This is a genomic window from Streptococcus sanguinis (genome assembly GCF_026781265.1).
GTDB classification, from domain to species: Bacteria; Bacillota; Bacilli; order Lactobacillales; family Streptococcaceae; genus Streptococcus; species Streptococcus sanguinis_T.
In genome coordinates this window covers 17,896-39,295 of sequence record NZ_JAKUVC010000007.1, presented here as the reverse complement: position 1 = coordinate 39,295, position 21,400 = coordinate 17,896, and the positions used below count along the sequence as shown (strand labels likewise).

Annotated in this window: 21 protein-coding genes; 19 read left to right on the top strand and 2 right to left on the bottom strand. The window is 43.5% G+C overall.

The features are described from left to right. Nucleotides 1–5: 5 nt before the first annotated feature. The 15 genes from MK370_RS08570 to MK370_RS08500 all read left to right on the top strand — a co-directional run bounded on the left by MK370_RS08570 (nt 6) and on the right by MK370_RS08500 (nt 13,800). Complete coding sequence (locus tag MK370_RS08570) at nt 6–668, top strand: LiaF transmembrane domain-containing protein (protein ID WP_268684935.1); 663 nt, start codon at nt 6–8, stop codon at nt 666–668. A 126-nt stretch (nt 669–794) separates the two neighbouring features. Continuing rightward, entirely contained in the window at nt 795–983 is a 189-nt protein-coding gene (rpmB, locus tag MK370_RS08565) for a 50S ribosomal protein L28 (protein ID WP_001140948.1), read from the top strand. Between the two features lie 143 nt (nt 984–1,126). Continuing rightward, a complete protein-coding gene (locus MK370_RS08560; RefSeq protein ID WP_002893676.1) occupies nt 1,127–1,492 on the top strand; it encodes an Asp23/Gls24 family envelope stress response protein in 366 nt (121 codons plus the stop codon). 2 nt (nt 1,493–1,494) lie between these two features. Continuing rightward, nucleotides 1,495–3,159: a DAK2 domain-containing protein gene (locus tag MK370_RS08555; protein WP_125382504.1), complete on the top strand. Its 1,665-nt coding sequence runs from the start codon at nt 1,495–1,497 to the stop codon at nt 3,157–3,159. Nucleotides 3,160–3,268: 109 nt separating this feature from the next. Beyond that, the gene (locus MK370_RS08550) at nt 3,269–3,865 is read left to right on the top strand and encodes an SP0191 family lipoprotein (RefSeq protein WP_268684934.1); all 597 of its coding nucleotides are present in this window, start codon (nt 3,269–3,271) and stop codon (nt 3,863–3,865) included. 433 nt (nt 3,866–4,298) lie between these two features. Next, a complete protein-coding gene (locus MK370_RS08545; RefSeq protein ID WP_268684933.1) occupies nt 4,299–5,174 on the top strand; it encodes an ABC transporter ATP-binding protein in 876 nt (291 codons plus the stop codon). Nucleotides 5,175–5,184: 10 nt separating this feature from the next. Beyond that, nucleotides 5,185–5,919: an ABC transporter permease gene (locus MK370_RS08540; RefSeq protein WP_268684932.1), complete on the top strand. Its 735-nt coding sequence runs from the start codon at nt 5,185–5,187 to the stop codon at nt 5,917–5,919. Nucleotides 5,920–5,923: 4 nt separating this feature from the next. Continuing rightward, nucleotides 5,924–7,024: a sensor histidine kinase gene (locus MK370_RS08535; RefSeq protein WP_268684931.1), complete on the top strand. Its 1,101-nt coding sequence runs from the start codon at nt 5,924–5,926 to the stop codon at nt 7,022–7,024. Further along, nucleotides 7,021–7,620: a response regulator transcription factor gene (locus tag MK370_RS08530; protein WP_268684930.1), complete on the top strand. Its 600-nt coding sequence runs from the start codon at nt 7,021–7,023 to the stop codon at nt 7,618–7,620. The genes MK370_RS08535 and MK370_RS08530 overlap by 4 nt, the downstream gene beginning before the upstream one ends. A 260-nt stretch (nt 7,621–7,880) precedes the next feature. Next, entirely contained in the window at nt 7,881–9,581 is a 1,701-nt protein-coding gene (locus tag MK370_RS08525) for an acetolactate synthase large subunit (RefSeq protein WP_268684929.1), read from the top strand. Continuing rightward, nucleotides 9,574–10,050 (top strand): acetolactate synthase small subunit, encoded by a 477-nt coding sequence (gene ilvN / locus MK370_RS08520; protein ID WP_002898887.1) that lies wholly within the window; start codon nt 9,574–9,576, stop codon nt 10,048–10,050. Before MK370_RS08525 ends, ilvN begins: the two co-directional genes overlap by 8 nt. A 64-nt stretch (nt 10,051–10,114) precedes the next feature. Beyond that, nucleotides 10,115–11,137 carry a ketol-acid reductoisomerase gene (gene ilvC, locus MK370_RS08515; RefSeq protein WP_268684928.1) on the top strand — a complete coding sequence of 341 codons (1,023 nt, stop codon included), beginning with the start codon at nt 10,115–10,117 and terminating at the stop codon, nt 11,135–11,137. Between the two features lie 99 nt (nt 11,138–11,236). Further along, nucleotides 11,237–12,487 carry a threonine ammonia-lyase IlvA gene (gene ilvA / locus MK370_RS08510; protein WP_268684927.1) on the top strand — a complete coding sequence of 417 codons (1,251 nt, stop codon included), beginning with the start codon at nt 11,237–11,239 and terminating at the stop codon, nt 12,485–12,487. 56 nt (nt 12,488–12,543) lie between these two features. After that, a complete protein-coding gene (locus tag MK370_RS08505) occupies nt 12,544–13,476 on the top strand; it encodes an SPFH domain-containing protein (RefSeq protein WP_268684926.1) in 933 nt (310 codons plus the stop codon). A gap of 108 nt (nt 13,477–13,584) precedes the next feature. After that, on the top strand, nt 13,585–13,800 hold the full coding sequence (locus MK370_RS08500; RefSeq protein WP_002893653.1) for a hypothetical protein: 216 nt from the start codon (nt 13,585–13,587) through the stop codon (nt 13,798–13,800). A gap of 95 nt (nt 13,801–13,895) precedes the next feature. Here the strand turns inward: MK370_RS08500 and MK370_RS08495 are convergent, their stop codons facing one another. Together MK370_RS08495 and MK370_RS08490 are read right to left on the bottom strand one after the other, a co-directional pair. Then, the gene (locus MK370_RS08495; protein ID WP_004185455.1) at nt 13,896–14,636 is read right to left on the bottom strand and encodes an amino acid ABC transporter ATP-binding protein; all 741 of its coding nucleotides are present in this window, start codon (nt 14,634–14,636) and stop codon (nt 13,896–13,898) included. Continuing rightward, nucleotides 14,633–16,198 (bottom strand): ABC transporter substrate-binding protein/permease, encoded by a 1,566-nt coding sequence (locus MK370_RS08490; RefSeq protein ID WP_268684925.1) that lies wholly within the window; start codon nt 16,196–16,198, stop codon nt 14,633–14,635. Before MK370_RS08490 ends, MK370_RS08495 begins: the two co-directional genes overlap by 4 nt. 131 nt (nt 16,199–16,329) lie before the next feature. Here MK370_RS08490 and MK370_RS08485 point away from each other — a divergent pair, with 131 nt between their 5' ends. The 4 genes from MK370_RS08485 to MK370_RS08470 all read left to right on the top strand — a co-directional run bounded on the left by MK370_RS08485 (nt 16,330) and on the right by MK370_RS08470 (nt 21,312). Further along, a complete protein-coding gene (locus MK370_RS08485) occupies nt 16,330–18,225 on the top strand; it encodes a DUF2207 domain-containing protein (protein ID WP_268684924.1) in 1,896 nt (631 codons plus the stop codon). Nucleotides 18,226–18,364: 139 nt separating this feature from the next. Then, the gene (locus tag MK370_RS08480) at nt 18,365–19,207 is read left to right on the top strand and encodes an undecaprenyl-diphosphate phosphatase (RefSeq protein WP_268684923.1); all 843 of its coding nucleotides are present in this window, start codon (nt 18,365–18,367) and stop codon (nt 19,205–19,207) included. A 195-nt stretch (nt 19,208–19,402) separates the two neighbouring features. Beyond that, nucleotides 19,403–20,155, top strand: coding sequence for an adaptor protein MecA (gene mecA, locus MK370_RS08475; RefSeq protein ID WP_268684922.1), 753 nt, complete (start codon nt 19,403–19,405; stop codon nt 20,153–20,155). Then, complete coding sequence (locus tag MK370_RS08470; RefSeq protein WP_002893637.1) at nt 20,146–21,312, top strand: glycosyltransferase family 4 protein; 1,167 nt, start codon at nt 20,146–20,148, stop codon at nt 21,310–21,312. The genes mecA and MK370_RS08470 overlap by 10 nt, the downstream gene beginning before the upstream one ends. The last annotated feature ends 88 nt before the right edge of the window (nt 21,313–21,400 follow it).

The window sequence follows — 21,400 nt, the reverse complement described above, 5'->3', positions numbered from 1 at the left end:
TTATCATGAAAAAAACAATTTTTGGAATCGGCTTTCTAGTCTTGGCAGCTTGGGTCTTGCTGCAGGGGAATTTTGGGATTCCTGCTTTCAATTTCAATATTTGGCCCACGCTAGTAGTTGCAATGTTTGCCTATTTCGCCTTGGAAAATTTCTTAGAAAGAGACTTTGGCACTGGGTTAATCATGGCAGTTATTGCGCTGATTATTGCCAATGCCGTTTACCACTTTTTAGCTATTTCAACAGGGACTTTGGTTTTGGGTGGTATTCTGGCTTGCATCGGTCTCAATATGATTTTTAAGCCCCAGCGCATTTTTAAGGGGCGTATCTTCTCAACTGCCTCTTCTTCCTCAAAAGATGATATTGCTTTTGGCAGCGGCACGCGCTATATCAACTCAGATAACTTCACCTACGAAAAGCTAGACTGTGCTTTTGGCAGTGCATCGGTTTATTTTGATAATGCGACTATCGAAGGGTATTCAGCAACTTTTGAAGTAGACCTGTCTTTTGGCAGTGTGATGCTTTATGTGCCCAGTGACTGGCGTGTAGAGCTGGATGTAGATAATGCCTTTGGCTCTGTCTACAATCCTCGCAATGTCAATGAAAAGAGAAAAACTCTCTATGTCAAAGGCAACGTGGCTTTCGGCTCTTTGAAGATTAGCTATGTTTAAGAAAACGGATTAATTTCGAAAGTTTGGAGAAATGTACTTGTCAAACGTCAAGTTTTTTGGTAATATAGGGAGGTATGTGGTGCTAGCACATCCGTAATATTAGATCTAATAGGAGGAAACACGATAATGGCTAAAGTATGTTACTTTACTGGTCGTAAGACTGTATCAGGAAACAACCGCTCTCACGCGATGAACCAAACAAAACGCGCTGTTAAACCAAATCTTCAAAAAGTTACTGTTTTGATTGACGGTAAACCTAAAAAAGTTTGGGCTTCAGCTCGTGCCCTTAAATCAGGTAAAGTTGAACGCGTTTAATCTTTATTTAAAAAGGATGGAAATTTTCCGTCCTTTTTTTGCTTGGGAATTTCCGCCTAGACAGTTGAATTAGACCCTTCCTCTTTTACACCCTGTATAAAATATGGTAGAATAAACTATAAAATACTTTTGAGGTACAAATTATGACTGTGAAAATTAATACAAAAGATGGTCAAATTGAGCTGACTGATGACGTTATTGCGACAATCGTCGGAGGTGCAGCGACTGAAATTTTTGGTGTAGTTGGCATGGCCAGCAAAAATGCAATCAAGGATAATTTTCAAGCCCTTTTAGGAAAAGAAAACTATGCTAAGGGCGTGGTTGTGAAAGCGACTGATGAAGGTGATATCGCAGTTGATGTCTACACTGTGTTAAGCTATGGAGTCAAAATCAGCGAAGTTTCCAAAAACATCCAAGAGCGTGTTAAATTCAGTTTGGAAAACAAGCTTGGAATTACTGCCCATGCAGTGAATGTTTATATCCAAAATATTAAAGTCGTAGGAGAATAATTGTGGCAAATATTACTACTAGTTTATTTCAAGAAATGGTGCAGGCAGCATCAACTCGCTTAAATAAACAGGCTGAATATGTAAACTCTTTGAATGTCTTCCCAGTTCCAGATGGCGATACAGGGACCAACATGGGTATGACCATTGAAAATGGCGCCAAGGAAGTGGCGGACAAGTCTGCTTCAACAGTTGGCGAAGCGGCGGGTATCTTTGCGAAAGGCCTTTTGATGGGCGCGCGTGGTAACTCAGGAGTTATCACTTCTCAGCTTTTCCGCGGTTTTTCTCAAAGTGTGAAAGAGCATGAAGAGCTGACTGGTGAAGACCTAGCTCTGGCCTTTCAGTCTGGTGTAGAAGTGGCTTACAAGGCTGTTATGAAGCCGGTTGAGGGAACGATTTTGACGGTTTCCCGCGGTGCGGCGATCGGAGCCAAGAAGAAAGCTGAAGTCACTAATGACGCTGTAGAAGTTATGAAAGCGGCTCTGGAAGGAGCCAAGGCCGCTCTGGCTAAGACACCGGATATGCTGCCGGTTCTGAAAGAAGTCGGTGTTGTGGACTCTGGCGGTCAAGGGCTGGTCTTTATCTACGAAGGTTTCTTGTCTGCTCTTACAGGCGAATATATTGCGTCTGAGGACTTTGTGGCGACACCTGCGACCATGTCTGAGATGATTAATGCTGAGCATCATAAGTCTGTAGCTGGTCATGTGGCGACAGAAGATATCACTTACGGCTACTGTACAGAAATCATGGTGGCTCTCAAGACAGGGCCAACCTATGTAAAAGATTTTGATTATGATGAATTCCGCAACTACCTCAACGATTTGGGGGATTCCTTGTTGGTAGTCAACGATGATGAAATCGTCAAAGTCCATGTCCATACTGAAGATCCAGGACTGGTTATGCAGGAAGGTCTCAAGTATGGTAGTCTGGTCAAGGTCAAGGTTGACAATATGCGCAACCAACACGAAGCGCAGGTTGAAAAGGAAGAGCGCTCAGCTAAGCCGGCTCAAGAGAAAGAGTTTGCGATTATCGCTGTAGTGGCTGGTGATGGTCTGGCTGAAATCTTTAAGGCTCAGGGAGTTGACTACATCATCTCTGGCGGCCAAACCATGAACCCATCGACAGAAGACTTCATCAAAGCTGTGGAGCAAGTCAATGCTCGTAATATTATTATCTTGCCAAATAATAAAAACATCTTCATGGCAGCCCAATCAGCAGCAGAAGTGATTGAACAGCCAGCGGCTGTTATTGAGACTCGCACAATCCCTCAAGGTCTGACCAGTCTCCTAGCTTTTGATGGCAGCAAGACTATCGAGGAAAACCAAGAGCGTATGACTGCAGCCTTGGCAGAAGTAGTCAGCGGCAGCGTGACGACTGCGGTTCGCGATACGACGATTGATGGCTTGGAAATTCATGAGAATGACAACCTCGGTATGGTGGATGGTAAGATTGTTGTTTCTAATCCAGATATGCTGACAGCTTTGAAAGAAACGTTCAGCAAGATGCTCAATGAAGACAGCGAGATAGTCTCTATCTATATCGGTGAAGACGGCAGCGAAGAGTTGGCTAGCAGTCTTGCTCAAGATTTGATGGAACAATTCGAGGATGTCGAAGTAGAAATTCATCAGGGCAGTCAGCCGGTTTATCCATATATTTTTAGTGTAGAATAGCATCAAAAGGCAATCGAAAGGTTGCCTTTTGTCATTTTATAGAAAACACTTAGACAAGAAACTGGTATTATGTTATACTGTAACAAATAAAAAGTAAAAAAGGTGAACTATGAAAAAATTTTTCATTCTTGTTATTTCTGCTTCGGTACTCTTGACGGGCTGTGTGTTTCCTAACTTCAGCAAGCATCGTCCTAGACATTCTTCTGAATCAGCAGCTTCTTCTAGGCGGGCTAAATCTAGCTCCAGCGAGTCATCCAGTTCTTCCTCTGAAAGTACAGAGATTGTCTCTAAAACTTTAGTCGGAGACATTCAAGAAATTCATCATCGTGATACCATTACCTATCAGGGTAAGAAAATCTTGAATCTTCGGATGGAACTGCTCACTTCCTTGCCAGAAGAAGCCAGTGCGGCATCAGCTACTTTGACTCCAGAGGAGATGACGACTATCATTCGTGAAGGAATGCAGTCTGATTCAAACTATGTAGCAGCTAAGAGTCTGGAAGGTGTCAATATTGACTATTCAGTTACAGCAGAGAAGAAACTGCAGACCTTGATTGAAATTGATTTGCAAAAGGTCAATGTCGAAGAAGTGGAAAAGAACAGTTTCTTCCAAGGTTTTGGACTGAAGGACATTAAGGATATTACACCTGAGATGTTTATTCTGAGTTTGAAGCTCAACGGTCTCAAAGAAGAGGGACAGAGCTAAAGTTTAAAAAGCGTTGGTCTCTCATCTTACAAGATTGAGTAGCTAGTTTATTGAAAACAATTTTTAGATTAGGCAGTTTTGCTTCCAGCTTCTATCTAAATTGCAACAGACATACAACTAGTCGGTTCCTCTCAATGAGGGAGCCGGCTTTTTTGTGTCTTCATGCAGAAGGGAAATAATCAGATTATTCCAATATTTGCTAGCTTTGGTCTCTAAATGCAGAATAGTGACATTTGTCATGTCAGTCGGTGACAAAATCAACTAGTAGGAAAAATTTCTTTGCCTTATAATATAGTTAACAAAATGATAAAAGGTTGCTGTAAGAATTCAAAAAGCATTTGGTCTTTGTTTTTCTTCCGGCCCTAGGCTTGGATGATTATAAAAAAACAAAGGGCAGAAGCAGATGCGGTTATCAGATTAAAGGAGGAGTAAAATGGAACTGATTGAAGTAAAGAAGCTTTCAAAAAGCATTCATGGTAAGGAGATTTTAAAGGATATTTCCTTTGAAATCTCCCAAGGTGACTGTGTGGCCTTGATTGGTCCCAACGGAGCAGGGAAAACGACTCTCATGGACTGTTTGTTGGGTGATAAGTTTCTGACAGCAGGTCAGGCAAGGATTCAGGGGCTCAAACCAACTGACAATCATCTCAAGCAGTCGGTAGCGATTTTACCACAGGAAAATACAGTGGTGGAGGATTTGAAGGTCAAGGAACTCTTGGCGTTCTTCCAAGCTATTTATCCAAATAGTTTATCCAATCAAGAAATTGATGATTTATTACAATTTACAGACAAGCAAAAGAATCAGTTGGCCAGCAAGCTGTCTGGTGGACAAAAACGTCTCTTCTCTTTTGTATTAAGCCTGGTTGGCCGTCCTAAGATTCTGTTCTTGGACGAACCGACTTCAGCTATGGACACCTCCACTCGTCAGCATTTCTGGGAAATTGTTAATCAGCTCAAGCAGCAGGGAGTGACCATCGTCTACTCCTCTCACTATATCGAAGAAGTTGAGCATACGGCAGACCGGATTTTGGTGCTGCACAAGGGCGAGTTGATTCGGGACACGACGCCTTATGCCATGCGCAGTGAGGAGCAGGAAAAACACTTTACCTTGCCGCTGACTTATCAGTCTGTGCTGGAAAAACTGGATAATGTGACTGATTTAGAAATCAAGCAAAAGGCTTTATCTTTTGCTACTAGAGATACTGGACAGGTCTGGCAGGTTCTTCAGGAAAACGGCTGTACAATCGAAGAGATTGAAGTACGTAACCGTACCCTCTTGGATAGTATTTTTGAAACGACACAAGAATAGGAGAGTAATCATGAAAAATATGGCAAGTCTTATGAAGATTGAGTTGATTTTAATGAAGCGGCAGGCTGCTTATTATCTCTTGTCTATTGGTCTGCCCAGCGTCTTTTACCTGATTTTCTCAGGAATGATGTCTGGAAGTGATACGTCTGAACTTGTGCTTCGAGGCTACCTCTTCTCTATGACTCTTTTTAGTATCATGTCTAGTGCCTTCTTTAGCATTCCAAGCACTTTGCAGTCTGATAAAAATAATAACTGGCAAAAAATGATTCAGCACTCGCCGATTTCTATGGTAAAATATTATATATCAAAACTTTGCAGTACTTTGTTGACTTTTATGCTTTCTATTATCGTAGTCTTCTCGATTGGGCATTTTGTTCGTGGGGTTCATCTGCCAATGGTGGACTGGCTTCTTATTGCCTTGATACTTCTGGTAGGAAGTGTGGTCTTTATTGCCATGGGGGTATTGGTCAGTCTCTTACCAAGTGCTCAGCTCATGTCTGTTGTGGGAAATATCGTCTATATGGCACTGGCTGTTCTGGGCGGTCTATGGTTTCCTCTGACTATGTTTCCAAAATGGCTCCAGCCAATCGGTAAGCTGACGCCAAGTTATCAACTAATGCAGGTCGTGTCTTCTTATCTAGAACACCATCAGTTTAATGGCAAGGCCGCTTTGATTGTTCTGATTTATACGGTTTTGGTTAGCATTCTTGTGCTGCAGCTCAAAAAGCGAATTGAGGTAAAATAAATTCATGTGGGAAAAACTTAAACAAGTCCACTATATGTTTCATATTGCGCTGGTCTTTATCATCTTTCCAGTGGCGGGAGTAATCAGCGGGGAATACCCGCTTTTCCTCTTGCTCTGGACAGCTATTTTTGTTGTGGCTTACTATGCGGTCTTGCTAAGTAACCATCGCCTTATTCAATTTTTTTCTTGGTGGTTCTTAGTTGTTTACATATACTATGGTTCTGTCTGGCTAAATACAGGTTTTACCTGGTATATTTTTTATCTGTCTAATCTGCTGATTTACGAACTAGATGATATCTCTTTTAAATCCTGGCGCTTTTTGACCTTTATCGCCTTGCAGCCTGCTATTGTGCTGACTAATTATTTGATGGGCAATGTTGGTCCAGCAGAGCTGCTTTCCTATATTGTAATCTTTCTCTTTTCGGATGGTTTGACTTTTGGTCTTTATCGGATTCAAACGACAGAGCGAATCAAGGAAGAAAAGGTCAAGCAAAATGCCCAGCTGAATCTTTTCCTGGCGGAAAATGAGCGCAATCGGATTGGTCGAGACTTACATGATAGTCTAGGACACACCTTTGCTATGCTCAGTGTTAAGGCGGAGCTGGCTCAGCAGTTTTTGCAGATGGAAGCCTATGACAAGGCAGCAAAAGAACTGCAGGAAGTGCAAGAAATTAGTAAGAAATCAATGGCTGATGTTCGGCGGATTATTAACGATCTAAAGAATCGGACTCTGGACGAGGAACTAGTGACCATTCGAGCTATGCTAGAGATGAGTGGCGTTCAGGTAAAAATAGATAACCAGCTCAATGTTGCCAGTATCCCACCGAGTCAGCAGTCAACGATTAGTATGATTTTGCTGGAGGCGGCGACTAATATCATCAAGCATGCCAAGGCTAAAAAGAGCAATTTTTCTTTGGTAAAGAATGAGGAAAAACTTGTTTTAGACATTCAGGATGATGGTTGTGGTTTTCAAAAGCTGACTGGTCGGGAGTTGCATAGTATTCGAGAGCGACTGTCTGCCTTGTCAGGAAGGCTTGAGATTCTTAGCAGCCAAGATCCGACGTGGATTCGGATTGAGTTGCCATACGGAGGGAAGGAAGCATGAAACTTTTGTTAGCAGAAGATCAAAGTATGCTGAGAGATGCCTTAGCTCAGCTCTTGCAGCTGCAGCCAGATGTCGAAGAAGTCTATCAGGCCGCAGATGGGCAGAAGGCTATTGACTGTCTTAGCTCAGAAACTGTTGATGTAGCTATTTTGGACGTGGAAATGCCCCATCAAACCGGCCTAGACGTTCTCGAATGGGTCAAGGCCAATCGACCCAACATCAAGGTCATCATCGTCACAACCTTCAAGCGACCGGGCTACTTTGAGCGAGCTGTTAAGACGGATGTAGATGCTTATGTGCTCAAAGAGCGTAGCATTGCGGATTTGATGAAGACCATCCACACCGTTCTAGATGGGCAAAAGGAATATTCGCCGGAATTGATGGAGGTACTGATGACCAGCAGGAACCCTCTCTCTCAGCAGGAGAGGCTAGTCCTACAGGCTGCAGCGGCTGGCCTGTCCAATAAAGAAATCTCTGAAAAACTCTTCCTATCAAATGGAACGGTTCGTAACTACATGTCTGCTATTTTGACCAAACTAGATGCTGAAAATCGAACAGAAGCAGTCCGAATAGGGCAAGAGAAAGGCTGGTTATAGCCAGAAGAATCAGCTTTGGAGAAAAGGTGGAAGAAGGTAGTTTTTATCTAAAGTGAACATTTGTGTGAAGAACATTCCAATGAAGTGTCGGGACTATAAATATAGTTCTGGCTTTTTGTCTTTTGTTTGAAAAACATTCGGATTTAGATAAAAAATCAAGAAAAAAATTAACTAGCGGCTTGCAATTTTTTTCAAAAATGTTATCATAGTAGAAAGCTTTTTGAATTTTTAGAAAATTGTAAATAAATGAAAGGGGAAGAATGGAGAAAATCAAATTAGAAACTTCTAAGACAGGTTCAGAGCTTGTTTTGGAAACCTTGAAAAATCTTGGTGTTGATACGATTTTTGGCTATCCCGGCGGCGCTGTACTGCCGCTTTATGATGCTATTTATAGTTTTGAAGGCATCCGTCATATTCTAGGCCGCCATGAGCAAGGCTGCGTTCACGAAGCAGAAGGCTATGCGAAGTCTACTGGGGAAATCGGAGTTGCAGTTGTGACCAGCGGTCCGGGAGCGACTAATGCCATTACCGGTATTGCCGATGCCATGAGTGATAGCGTCCCCCTTTTAGTCTTTACTGGTCAGGTGGCCAAGGCTGGAATCGGTAAAGATGCTTTTCAGGAAGCGGATATTGTCGGTATTACAACTCCTATTACCAAGTATAATTATCAGGTTCGGGAGACGGCGGAAATTCCGCGTATTATTACAGAAGCTATTCACATTGCGACGACAGGTCGTCCTGGACCGGTCGTTATTGATTTGCCTAAGGATGTCTCGGCTTTGGAAACGGACTTTATCTATGACAGCAAGTTGCATTTGCCGAGCTATCAGCCAACTATTGAGCCTAATGAATTGCAGATTAAGAAGATTATCAAGCAGATTTCTAAGGCTAAAAAGCCGGTTCTGCTTTCAGGAGGCGGTATTAGTTATGCCGAGGCAGCAGAGGAGCTGGTTGCTTTGGCGGAGCGGTATCAGATTCCAGTAGTCACTACCTTGTTGGGTCAGGGAACTATTGCGACAGATCATCCTTTGTTCTTAGGTATGGGTGGGATGCACGGTTCTTTTGCGGCCAATATTGCCATGACTGAGGCCGACTTTATGATTAGTATCGGTTGCCGCTTTGATGACCGTCTGACCGGTAATCCCAAAACCTTTGCCAAGAACGCTAAAGTAGCACATATTGATATCGATCCAGCGGAAATTGGAAAGATTATCAGTGTGGACATCCCTATCGTAGGGGATGCCAAGAAAGCCTTGAAGATGCTGCTCAATGAAGAGCAAGTGCATAACAATACCAGCAAGTGGATTGAAAAAGTAACGCAGGATAAGGAGCGGGTCCGCTCATATGATAAGAAAGAACGTGTCGTACAGCCTCAGGCTGTCATTGAGCGCGTGGGTGAGCTAACCAAGGGTGATGCCATCGTTGTAACAGACGTCGGTCAGCACCAAATGTGGGCCGCCCAATATTATCCTTATAAAAACGAGCGTCAACTGGTAACGTCTGGTGGTCTAGGAACCATGGGCTTTGGTGTGCCTGCAGCGATTGGAGCTAAAATTGCCAATCCGGATAAGGAAGTGGTGCTCTTTGTCGGAGATGGTGGCTATCAAATGACAAACCAAGAGATGGCTATTCTCAATATCTATAAGATTCCAATTAAGGTCATCATGCTTAACAATCATTCGCTAGGCATGGTGCGCCAGTGGCAGGAAGCTTTCTATGATGGTCGTACCTCTGAGTCAGTCTTTGAAACTTTGCCAGATTTCCAGCTCATGGCTCAGGCCTATGGTGTTAAATCCTATAAATTTGACGATCCGGAGACTATTGTCCAGGATTTGGAAGTGCTGAAGGAAGATATACCAATGTTTATCGAGGTGGATATCTCTCGCAAGGAGCATGTTCTTCCAATGGTGCCGGCCGGCAAGAGCAATCATGAAATGTTGGGGGTGAAGTTCCATGCGTAGAATGTTGACAGCTAAACTCCAAAACCGTTCGGGTGTTCTAAACCGCTTCACGGGTGTCCTTTCCAGACGTCAGGTTAATATTGAGAGTATCTCAGTTGGAACGACGGAAAATCCGGAGGTCTCCCGTATCACCATCATCATTGATGTGGCTTCATTGGCAGAGGTTGAGCAGATTATCAAGCAGCTGAACCGTCAGATTGATGTGATTCGGGTTCGAGATATCACGGACCGCCCTCACTTGGAGCGTGAAGTGATTCTGGTTAAGGTCTCGGCTCCAGCTGATAAGCGGGCAGAGATTCTGTCTATTATCCAACCCTTCCGGGCGACAGTTGTAGATGTAGCACCTAGCTCCATTACCGTTCAGATGACTGGTGATGCCGAGAAGAGCGAAGCCCTGCTTCGGGTCATTCGCCCTTATGGTATCAAAAATATTGCTCGGACTGGAGCGACAGGCTTTACCCGAGATTAAATCAAACCTTTAATTTGTTAAAACCGCCTAACAGGCAAGAAAAATAGAAAAGAGAGTAAAACTTATGGCAGTAACAATGGAATACGAAAAAGATGTAAAAGTAGCAGCACTTGACGGTAAGAAAATTGCCGTAATCGGCTATGGATCACAAGGTCATGCCCATGCGCAAAACTTGCGTGATACAGGCCACGATGTGATTATCGGTGTTCGACCTGGTAAGTCATTTGACAAGGCTAAAGAAGATGGCTTTGATACTTATACAGTAGCAGAAGCTGCTAAGTTGGCTGATGTCATCATGATTATGGCTCCAGATGAAATCCAAAGAGATCTCTATGAAGCAGAAATCGCTCCAAACTTGGAAGCTGGAAATGCTGTTGGGTTTGCTCATGGTTTCAACATCCATTTTGAATTTATCAAAGTTCCTGCTGATGTAGATGTCTTCATGTGTGCGCCGAAAGGTCCTGGTCACTTGGTTCGCCGTACTTTCGAAGAAGGTTTTGGTGTACCAGCTCTCTATGCAGTTTACCAAGACGCTACTGGAAATGCCAAAGACATCGCAATGGACTGGTGTAAAGGTGTTGGTTCAGCTCGTGTTGGACTTCTTGAAACAACTTATAAAGAAGAAACAGAAGAAGATCTCTTTGGTGAACAAGCTGTGCTTTGTGGTGGTTTGACTGCCCTGATTGAAGCAGGATTTGAAGTTCTGACGGAAGCTGGCTATGCACCAGAATTGGCTTACTTTGAAGTGCTGCACGAAATGAAACTGATTGTCGACTTGATCTATGAAGGTGGCTTCAAGAAGATGCGTCAATCTATCTCAAATACAGCTGAATATGGTGACTATGTCTCTGGTCCGCGCGTGATTACTGAGCAAGTCAAAGAAAACATGAAGGCGGTCTTGGCTGATATCCAAAACGGTAAATTTGCTAATGACTTCGTTGACGACTATAAAGCTGGTCGTCCGAAACTGACTGCTTACCGCGAGCAAGCTGCTAATCTAGAGATTGAAAAAGTCGGTGCAGAATTGCGTAAAGCAATGCCATTCGTTGGTAAAAACGACGACGATGCCTTCAAGATTTATAATTAAGATAAAGAGCAGATAAGACATTAGGGGTTGGAATGCGAATTCCCAGCCCCTTGTTTTGCTTGATAGAGAATAAACTGAAAAAACAGGGAAGGAAGAAACATGCTCAGAGCAAAAGATATCACGCATGCTCATAAAGTGTTAAAAGATGTGGTTGTCAATACACCGCTTGACTACGACCACTATTTATCAGAGAAGTACCAGGCTAAGATTTACCTAAAGAAAGAAAATATGCAGCGGGTGCGCTCTTTTAAACTCCGCGGGGCTTATTACGCTATTTCTCAACTTAGCGAAGAGGAGCGCCGGCGTGGGGTTGTCTGTGCTTCTGCGGGCAATCACGCCCAAGGAGTGGCCTATACTTGTAAGGAAATGAAAATTCCAGCAACCATTTTTATGCCCATCACGACCCCTCAGCAGAAGATTGGTCAGGTTCGCTTCTTTGGCGGTGAATTTGTGGAAATTAAATTGGTTGGAGATACTTTTGATGCTTCGGCTAAAGCAGCGCTTGACTATACTAAGGCTGAAAATCTCACCTTTATCGATCCTTTTGACAATGATGATGTCCAAGCTGGTCAAGGAACAGTGGCCTACGAAATCTTAGATGAGGCTAGGAGAGAAGCTATCACTTTTGATGCTGTTTTGGTACCAGTTGGCGGCGGCGGCCTGATATCAGGAGTCTCAACCTATATCAAAGAAAGTCAGCCAGCTATCGAAGTTATTGGTGTGGAAGCCAACGGTGCCCGCAGTATGAAAGCAGCCTTTGAAGCTGGAGGTCCGGTCAAGCTTAAAGAAATCGATAAATTTGCCGACGGCATCGCAGTCCAGAAAGTCGGTGCATCAACTTATGAGGTTACACAAAAGAATGTTCAAAATCTTATCGGTGTAGACGAAGGGCTTATTTCAGAGACAATCATTGACCTATACTCTAAGCAAGGGATTGTCGCAGAGCCAGCCGGTGCTGCAAGTGTTGCTGCTTTGGAAATTCTGAGCGAGTATATTAAAGGGAGGACTATCTGTTGCATTATCTCAGGTGGTAATAATGACATCAACCGTATGCCAGAGATGGAAGAACGGGCACTTATTTATGATGGTATCAAGCACTATTTCGTGGTTAACTTCCCACAGCGTCCTGGTGCCCTGAGGGAATTTGTGAATGATATTTTAGGGCCTAATGACGACATCACTCGTTTTGAATATATCAAACGGGCAAGCAAGGGAACGGGGCCGGTTTTGATTGGTATTTCTCTGGCAGATAAGCATGATTATGCTTCTTTGATTAATCGTATTGAGCAGTTTGATCCGTCCTTTATCAATCTGAACGGGAATGAAACACTCTACAATATGCTTGTCTGATTGTAAATATATTTTAGCCTAATTTGTATGTTTTCGTTTGAAACTGCAAATTAAATATGTTAGAATATACTATAGTGAATCAAGGAGGCTTGAACATGTTTTTTATTCCATTTTTCTTTATCATATTGATCATAATCTTTATATTCTTGCTGCTTAGTGCAGTCTATGTGGTTCGTCAGCAATCTGTGGCAATCATTGAGCGTTTTGGACGCTATCACAAAACCAGCAGCAGCGGTATCAATTTCCGTCTTCCTTTAGGGATTGACAAGATAGCGGCTCGCGTTCAGCTGCGTTTGTTGCAGAGCGAGATTATCGTTGAGACTAAGACACAGGATAATGTTTTCGTAACCATGAATGTTGCGACCCAGTATCGCGTAAATGAGAACAACGTAATTGACGCTTATTACAAACTTATGCGGCCAGAAGCACAGATTAAGTCCTATATTGAAGATGCCCTTCGTTCCTCCGTTCCAAAACTGACCTTGGATGAGCTCTTTGAAAAGAAGGACGAAATTGCCCTAGAAGTCCAAAAGCAAGTGGCAGAAGAAATGTCGACCTATGGTTATATCATCGTCAAAACCTTGATTACCAAGGTTGAGCCTGATGCGGAAGTCAAACAGTCTATGAACGAAATCAATGCGGCGCAGCGTAAACGCGTGGCTGCTCAGGAATTGGCTGAAGCGGATAAGATTAAGATTGTGACAGCTGCTTCTGCAGAAGCTGAGAAAGACCGTCTTCATGGGGTTGGTATTGCCGAGCAACGGAAGGCCATTGTGGATGGTTTGGCAGACTCTATTAAGGAATTGAAGGGGGCCAATATTGAGTTGACAGAAGAGCAGATTATGTCTATTCTTTTGACCAACCAGTACCTGGATACGCTGAATAATTTTGCAGATAGTTCGGGTAATAATACCATCTTCCTTCCAGCAAATCCAGAAGGTTTCGAAAGTATTCGGACTCAGATACTTTCAGCCCTCAAAGCTAAGTAAAGAAAATTCAGAATTATTTAATTTGTTCGAATTTGGTTTGTTTAAGTTGACAAACTGTATAAAAACAATTATAGTAGTTGATGTAGCTAGAATAGAGAGGAGTAAGAAATGGCTAAATCTAATTTCGAGAAAGTAGAATCTGTTGTTAGTTGGGTACGTGATAAGAAGATCACTGGTTACCGTATTAGTAAAGAAACAAATGCACGTGAAATGTCTATCATTGCTCTTGCTCAAGGACGTGCAAAAGTGAAAAATATCTCTTTTGAAACAGCTCTTGGCTTGATTGATTTCTACGACAAAAACCATGAAAAATTTGAAGACTAAACTTCAAAATCGTGCAACTGATATTGCTCATTAAATAAAAAAAGGAATCTGGAACTAAATCCAGATTCCTTTTTGCTTTTGAAAATAGAAGTAATTTAGCTGAGGAAGCGTTGCAAGAATTCTTTGGTTCTTTCTTCTTTTGGATTTGTGAAGATATCCTGCGGACTGCCAGATTCAGCAATGACGCCTTTATCCATAAAGATGACACGGCTGGAGACATCACGGGCAAATTCCATCTCGTGGGTTACGACTATCATAGTCAGCCCTTCCTGAGCCAGTTCTTTCATGATTTTCAGAACTTCACCAACCATTTCAGGGTCGAGGGCTGAAGTCGGCTCGTCAAAGAGGATAGCATCAGGATTCATGGAGAGGGCGCGGGCAATAGCGACTCGCTGCTTCTGACCGCCTGAGAGTTGCTTAGGCTTGGCCTGCCAGTATTGCTCGCCCATTCCAACCTTGTTGAGGTTTTCTTTGGCAATTTTTTCGGCTTCTGACCGTTCTTTTTTCAGAACTGTTGTCTGAGCGACGATGGTATTTTCCAGAACATTAAGATTTTCAAAGAGATTGAAAGACTGAAAGACCATGCCCAGCTTTTCACGGTAATGGGTCAGGTCGTAATTCTCGTCCAGGACATTCTTGCCGCGATAGAAAATCTGTCCGCCAGTTGGTGTTTCCAGAAGGTTAATGGAGCGCAGGAAAGTTGACTTTCCGCTGCCAGAACTGCCGATGATGGAAATTACTTCTCCTTTATGAACGGTGAGGGAGATGTCCTTGAGGACTTGGTTTTCACCGTATGACTTTTTGAGGTTTTTAATTTCTAAAATGGTTTCTGTCATGATTTTACTTCTCCTGTCTGCATTTGATTGGCACCTGTCGTGTAGTTGTCTGTGTCGAAGCGTTTTTCAACATAGCGCAGGATGCGTGTCACGCTGAATGTCAGGACAAAGTAGATTACAGCGATGATAGTAAAGGTTTGGAAGTATTGGTAGGTCTGGGTAGCAATGGTATTTCCAGAGAAATAAAGCTCAACTACCGAGATAACGTTCAACACGGATGTATCCTTGATGTTGATGACAAATTCGTTACCAGTTGCGGGCAGAATATTGCGGACGACCTGAGGCAGTACAATCTTGCGCATGGTCTGGCCATGGGTCATACCCAGTGCTGTTGCAGCCTCGAATTGCCCTTTATCAACGGCAAAGATACCACCGCGGACAATCTCGCTCATATAAGCTCCGGTGTTGATAGAGACGATGAAAATAGCAGCGATAGTCCGGTCGATAGAAATTCCGAATGCCTGGGCTGTTCCGTAGTAGATAACCATGGACTGAACAATCATTGGAGTTCCGCGGAAAATCTCAATATAGACATTTAAGAACCAGCCGAAGATTTTTTGCAGTGATGCTAATAATTTATTCTTAGAAGCTGGTGCCGTCCGAAAAACGCCAATCAGCAGTCCGATGATGAGACCTGCGATGGTCCCTGTAATCGAAATGAGTAGAGTCAAACCAGCTCCGCGTAGGAATTGCGGCCAGTTTTCAGCCAGAATCTTAGCAACTTGGCTGAAGAATGATTCCTTAGCTGCTTCACTATCCGTATCAACAGGCTGTTTCTGAATCATCTCATCCATCAGCTTGACTTGGTCATTGGTGGTAATCTTAGCGATAGCAACATTGGCCTGCTCGATACGACTGTCGTCCTTGCGCATCCCAATAGCAATGGAAGCATCTTCTTCGCCGACTTCAAAGCCTTTCTCGAATTGAATCATTTTGAAGTTGGAGTTGGCAGTCTCGGCAGTCAAGGCTTCTGGCCGCTCAGAGATATAGCCATCAATAACCCCGGATTCCAAGGCTTGACGCATCTGGGCAAAATCGCCCATAGCTGTTTCTTTTTTTGCGCCAGGCAGTTGGTCAATGAGATTGTAGAGGTAAACTCCTTGCTGGGAAGTAATTTTAGCGTCTTTGAAGTCTTCTAGAGTCTTAGCGGATGCATATTTTCCATCTTTACGAACTAGGAGAACTGGCTCGCTGGTGTAGTAACTGTTGGAAAAGGCGATTTCCTTTTTCCGCTCGGCAGTTGGACTCATACCTGCAATAATCATGTCAATCTTGCCAGAGGTTAGAGCAGGAATCAAGCCGTTCCAGGAAGTCTTGACAACCAGAGGTTCCTTACCCATCTCTTGAGCAATTTTTTTGGCAATCTGCACATCGTATCCGTTGGCATATTGGTTGGTGCCTTCAATTTTTACAGCACCGTTGGAATCATCATCCTGAGTCCAGTTGAAGGGAGCGTAGGCTGCCTCCATACCGATTCTCAGGTAGTCATCGGCCTGAATAACATGGACCGTTCCTAAGGTGACCAGGAGGGCTGTAAATAAAGTGAGTAATAATTTCTTCATGGGTTTCTCCTGCTTATCTAATAATAGTTCTTCCTATTCTATCGAAAATTGCTACTCTTTTCAATCCTAGTAAGCCCTTACTTGATAAAAATGATATAATAGAGCCAAGTATCTGTAAAGAGAGGTTGAATATGAAGCGATATTTTTATCTTCTGTTGGTTTTATTTTCCTGCCTTTGTTTTGGTCAGGTTGTCTCGGCTGTTGACTATGATATTGAATCCTATCAAGGCGATCTGGCCCTGCGTGAGGACAATACAGCTACCTACACAGAGAAAGTGACCTACAAGTTTAATGACGACTATAATGGTCAGATTGTTTCGCTGGGCTCTGCTGGAAAGATGCCTAATGGCTTTGCCATTGATGGGAATCCGACGGTCTCGATTCAGACCAATGGTGAGACTGATGTGGACTTTAGACCAGAAATCAAAGATTTGGGAGATGGCTTTGAAGTCAAAATCTATAATTCAGGCTACGATGGTGACCGAGTCATAGTCACTGTGACCTGGCAGTTGAGAAATCTCCTTTTTCTTCACAGGGATATTGCTGAGCTTAACTGGACTCCTATCAGCGACTGGGACCAGGGGATAGGAGAGGTCGTTTTGACGGTTTCTGGCTTGAGTAATCCAGATAAGAGCGAGCTCTTTGCTCATAGTGGCTACTTTGGTACTCAGCCTTTCGTGGATAAGGATGGCACCGACTATCTGGTCAAACTCAATGGAATTGGCTCGGGCGATAATGTCGAGCTCCACGGCTATTGGGATCGACAGGCGGTCTCTCTTGTGTCCCAGAATGAAGACGAGAGTGACTACTTGCCAACCTTTAAAGCTCAGGAAGAAAAGATTGCCCGCATGACGGTCTTTTATCGGCAGCTAGGAGAGATTTATATGCCCTTGCTGCTCTTATGTGCCATCCTTGTAGCGGCTATTCTTTATTTTGTCTTTGCTCAGAAGATCAAGCCTAAGCAGTCTTATCCCAAGAATGCCCGTCTATACGAAGCTCCTCAGGACTTGGCTCCCCTTGTCTTGGCGGAAAATATTTACGCAGTAGACATGGAGGATGTCGATCCGACTAGGGGCGGAAAGGCAGTGCTGAACTTTGAAAACATGGTCCAGGCGACTTTGTTAGACTTGCTGGATAGGGGCAATCTCCTCCTGCAGGGGGATGCTGAAAATCCTGTTCTGCAAATAGCGACTTATGATGGGCTGGCAGACTTTGAGAGACGTTTTCTGGGCATGGCTTTTAACAAGCAATCCCAGGCTAGGGTGAAAGATCTCTTTTCAGCCTATCAAATTTCAGAAGATATTTATAAGCACAAGTCTTCTGCGGATGAGTCCTATATCCGTAACATCGGTAGCAATATCAAGTCCTTATTTACTAACAGTTTGCGCTCCTTATCTAAAGAAGTGCGTTCGGAAGGCAAGCGTTTGGGTCTCTTTGGTCACTACCGGCCTCTTAAAGTTCAGGAAAAGAGATTGCTGATTACTGCCATCGTTCTAGCTAGTGCTGTTTTACTATTTTCTCTTGGATTTTTATTTGTCTATTCGGCCGCTTTTGGAGGCTTTATCTGGATATATATTCCCTTAGCACTTATGGGGCTTGTTTTGATTCTCATTTTTGCTAGTAAGGCACAGCTTTATTGGCGAGATGGCGTCCTGAATGACAAAGGCGCGCACGACTTCTATCTGTGGCGAAGTTTTTCCAATATGCTGCGAGATATTGCTCATCTGGACAATACAGAAATTGAAGGTATTATCCTTTGGAACCGTCTCTTGGTCTATGCGACCCTCTTTGGCTATGCAGATCGTGTCAGCCGTGTCATGGCTCTGCGTCAGATTCGCTTGGAAAATCCATCTATGGACAGCTATGTTCAGGCTAACTTGCACTATGCCTTCTATAGCAGTATGCACAGTTTCTCAAACTACGGCCATGTAGCCGCCACAGCCAGCAATTTCTCTGTCTCATCTGGCGGAAGTTCGGGGGGTGGTTTCTCCGGAGGCGGAGGCGGCGGAGGCGGTGGGGCTTTCTGATAGACAAGCTCTCTCCTAGCCAGAAAAGTTATTATACTGGCTTTTCCTAGCCTTTAAATTGTGATATAATAAAACCTAATACTCTTTGGGAATTTAACTGTGACTTTCCTTGAGTAGACCCTTGTTTCAGGAGTATTCTATGTTTATCATTGAAATTTTCATCTCTATTATTTACGGAATCATCGAAGGAATCACAGAATGGCTGCCGATTTCTAGTACAGGGCACCTGATTTTAATTCAAGATTTTATCCAGTATAAGAATCAAAGTCCAGCCTTTATGGAAATGTTTAATGTCGTTATCCAGCTGGGAGCAATTTTGGCGGTTGTCGTCATCTATTTTGACAAGCTCAATCCTTTTAAATCAGGCAAGTCAGCCCGTCAGGTTCAAAAGACCTGGCAGCTTTGGGCCAAGGTGGTTGTGGCAGCCTTGCCGGCTGCTGTTATCGGTTTATTCTTGGATGATTGGTTTGAAGCACATTTCTACAATCTGGTCTCTGTGTCAGTGATGTTGATTGTTTATGGGGCTGCCTTTATCTATCTGGAAAGACGCGAACAAGAGGAGCCTGCTGTGACAGATTTAGCCTATTTGCCTTACAAGACTGCATTGCAGATTGGTCTCTTTCAGGTTCTAGCTCTCTTTCCTGGGACTAGCCGTTCTGGTGCCACGATTGTCGGCGGTCTCCTAAATGGTGTCAGTCGTTCTGTCGTGACAGAGTTCACTTTCTATCTGGGTATTCCCATTATGTTTGGCGCTAGTGGCTGGAAAATTCTTAAGTTCATCAAGAATGGGAACAGTCTGGGATTTGGGCAAATCTTCTTGCTCTTAGTTGCCATGGGGGTGGCTTTTGGTGTCAGTCTAGTCGTGATTCGTTTCCTGACAGACTACGTCAAAAAGCATGACTTTACGGCTTTTGGCAAATATCGGATCGGCCTAGGCGGTGTGCTTCTGGTTTATGCGGCAATCAAAGCCTTGATGGGATAAAAGAGTTAATTTTAATGTTTCTCTGACTATCTCATCTAGTGAAATAAGAAGCTCTCGGAATTTTCTGAGAGTTTTTTCTTGTAAGGAATCTTTTCTTTCCAACAACTTCCATTTTCAGAGCAATACTAGCTATTTTTTGAAATACGGGGGATTTTTTAGTATAATAGTAGGACTAGAAGTGTATGAGGTAGAGATATGGAAATGAAACAGATTAGTGATTCGACCATAAAAATCACGATTCAGCTGGAAGATTTGGAAGAGCGCGGCATGGAAATGGCCGATTTCTTAGTTCCCCAAGAAAAGACGGAAGAGTTTTTCTATACCATCTTAGATGAGTTGGAAATGCCGGATAATTTTTTGGACAGCGGTATGCTGAGTTTCCGTGTGACGCCTAAGCCGGATAAGGTGGATGTTTTTGTTACCAAGTCTAAATTGGATAAGAATCTGAGCTTTGAGGATTTGGCAGATCTGCCAGACATGGACGAGCTGTCTCATATGTCTCCAGATGAATTCCTCAAGACATTGGAAAAGAGCATTTTTGAAAAGAGTAAGGAAGACATAGAAGCAGTCCAATCTTTGGAAACAGCTGAAGCAGAGGAAGGGGCGAAATTTTCTCAGGAGGCGGCCGATGAGCAGTTGACAGAAAATGCAGAGCGTTACATTTACTACATCCTACGATTTGAAGATATTAAGGCTGCTGCGGCTTTTGCCCAGACGGTGGACTATAAGATTGACTTATCAGAGCTTTATAAGTATGATTCAGCTTATTATTTGACGATTTTGGTAGATGTTGAGAGCTTCCCAGAGCGCTATCCAGCTTGGCTTTTGGCTAAGATGCGTGAATTTGCAGATGATTCAGATATCACTCGGGCGGTGCTGCAGGAGCACGGTCATCTGCTTTTGGTGACAGATGCGGTCTCTGGCCTGCAGAAGGTTGAATGCCTATGATTACTTTTCCTTTAAAGTTTATCTTGGTATTGCTGGGAACTTTTTTTATCGGGGTGATTCTGACACCCTTGGTTCGGCTCTTAGCCTTTAAGATTGGAGCGGTAGATTATCCCAATGCTCGCCGCATCAATAAAAAGCCCATGCCTAGCAGTGGGGGGCTGGCGATTGTAGCGGCCTTTTCTATCTCTACTCTGCTCTTGATGCCGCAGATTGTTGCTGTAGATTTTTTTGGACAGACTTATTTTGATTATGTTTGGCCAGTCGTTCTAGGTGGTTTGATTATTGCCTTTACAGGCCTGGTTGATGATATCAAAGAACTATCGCCTCTGCTGAAAATGGGGGGAATTGTTCTAGCAGCCAGCCTAATCTGGTGGCTGACAGATTTCCGATTGGATGATTTTAAGATTCCTTTTGGCGGACCTTTCCTGCATTTTGAGCCTTGGCTGTCCTATATTTTGACAGTAGTGTGGATTATTTCTATTACCAATGCGGTTAATTTGATTGACGGTCTGGATGGTCTGGTGAGCGGAGTGTCCATTATCTCCTTGGTGACGATGGGGATTGTTTCTTACTTCTTTTTGCCCCAGCACAATCTCTTTTTGACCCTGACTATTTTCGTCTTGGTCTTGTCAATTGCGGGTTTTTTCCCTTACAATTACCACCCAGCTATCATCTATCTTGGTGATACGGGGGCCCTTTTCATCGGCTTTATGATTGCTGTTCTGTCCTTGCAAGGGCTGAAAAATGCGACGGCTGTTGCAGTGGTGACCCCTATGATTATCCTAGGGGTGCCGATTACGGATACTTTTCTGGCGATTATCCGCCGTACTCTGTCTGGTCAGAAGTTCTACACGCCTGACAAGCACCATCTCCACCATAGACTCTTGTCCTTGGGATTGACTCACCGAGGAACGGTGCTGGTTATCTATGGGATTTCACTGGTCTTTGCCATGATTTCTCTCTTGTTGAATGTTTCCAGTCGAATTGGTGGCGTGCTCTTGATGATTGGCTTACTTCTGGGTGTTGAGCTCTTTGCTGAGCTGGTCGGAGTTTTGGGGCCTAATCGTACTCCTTTGCTCAATATTCTCCGCTTTATTGGGAATTCCTCCTACCGAGAGGAAGTTCGGCGGAAATGGCGTCAAAAGAGGAATAAATAAGAATAGCTCTAAACAAAATAAAAGCCTTTTGGGCTTTTTTTTGGTATACTAAAGTGTGTAAATTAGCTAAGCAAAGAAAGGAAAAAGA

Coding starts and splice junctions, on each gene's coding strand:
- MK370_RS08570 (WP_268684935.1), top strand. CDS start 6: ATGAAAAAAACAATTTTTGGAATCGGCTTTCTAGTCTTGGCAGCTTGG.
- rpmB (WP_001140948.1), top strand. CDS start 795: ATGGCTAAAGTATGTTACTTTACTGGTCGTAAGACTGTATCAGGAAAC.
- MK370_RS08560 (WP_002893676.1), top strand. CDS start 1,127: ATGACTGTGAAAATTAATACAAAAGATGGTCAAATTGAGCTGACTGAT.
- MK370_RS08550 (WP_268684934.1), top strand. CDS start 3,269: ATGAAAAAATTTTTCATTCTTGTTATTTCTGCTTCGGTACTCTTGACG.
- MK370_RS08545 (WP_268684933.1), top strand. CDS start 4,299: ATGGAACTGATTGAAGTAAAGAAGCTTTCAAAAAGCATTCATGGTAAG.
- MK370_RS08540 (WP_268684932.1), top strand. CDS start 5,185: ATGAAAAATATGGCAAGTCTTATGAAGATTGAGTTGATTTTAATGAAG.
- MK370_RS08535 (WP_268684931.1), top strand. CDS start 5,924: ATGTGGGAAAAACTTAAACAAGTCCACTATATGTTTCATATTGCGCTG.
- MK370_RS08530 (WP_268684930.1), top strand. CDS start 7,021: ATGAAACTTTTGTTAGCAGAAGATCAAAGTATGCTGAGAGATGCCTTA.
- MK370_RS08525 (WP_268684929.1), top strand. CDS start 7,881: ATGGAGAAAATCAAATTAGAAACTTCTAAGACAGGTTCAGAGCTTGTT.
- ilvN (WP_002898887.1), top strand. CDS start 9,574: ATGCGTAGAATGTTGACAGCTAAACTCCAAAACCGTTCGGGTGTTCTA.
- ilvC (WP_268684928.1), top strand. CDS start 10,115: ATGGCAGTAACAATGGAATACGAAAAAGATGTAAAAGTAGCAGCACTT.
- ilvA (WP_268684927.1), top strand. CDS start 11,237: ATGCTCAGAGCAAAAGATATCACGCATGCTCATAAAGTGTTAAAAGAT.
- MK370_RS08505 (WP_268684926.1), top strand. CDS start 12,544: ATGTTAGAATATACTATAGTGAATCAAGGAGGCTTGAACATGTTTTTT.
- MK370_RS08500 (WP_002893653.1), top strand. CDS start 13,585: ATGGCTAAATCTAATTTCGAGAAAGTAGAATCTGTTGTTAGTTGGGTA.
- MK370_RS08495 (WP_004185455.1), bottom strand. CDS start 14,636: ATGACAGAAACCATTTTAGAAATTAAAAACCTCAAAAAGTCATACGGT.
- MK370_RS08490 (WP_268684925.1), bottom strand. CDS start 16,198: ATGAAGAAATTATTACTCACTTTATTTACAGCCCTCCTGGTCACCTTA.
- MK370_RS08485 (WP_268684924.1), top strand. CDS start 16,330: ATGAAGCGATATTTTTATCTTCTGTTGGTTTTATTTTCCTGCCTTTGT.
- MK370_RS08480 (WP_268684923.1), top strand. CDS start 18,365: ATGTTTATCATTGAAATTTTCATCTCTATTATTTACGGAATCATCGAA.
- mecA (WP_268684922.1), top strand. CDS start 19,403: ATGGAAATGAAACAGATTAGTGATTCGACCATAAAAATCACGATTCAG.
- MK370_RS08470 (WP_002893637.1), top strand. CDS start 20,146: ATGCCTATGATTACTTTTCCTTTAAAGTTTATCTTGGTATTGCTGGGA.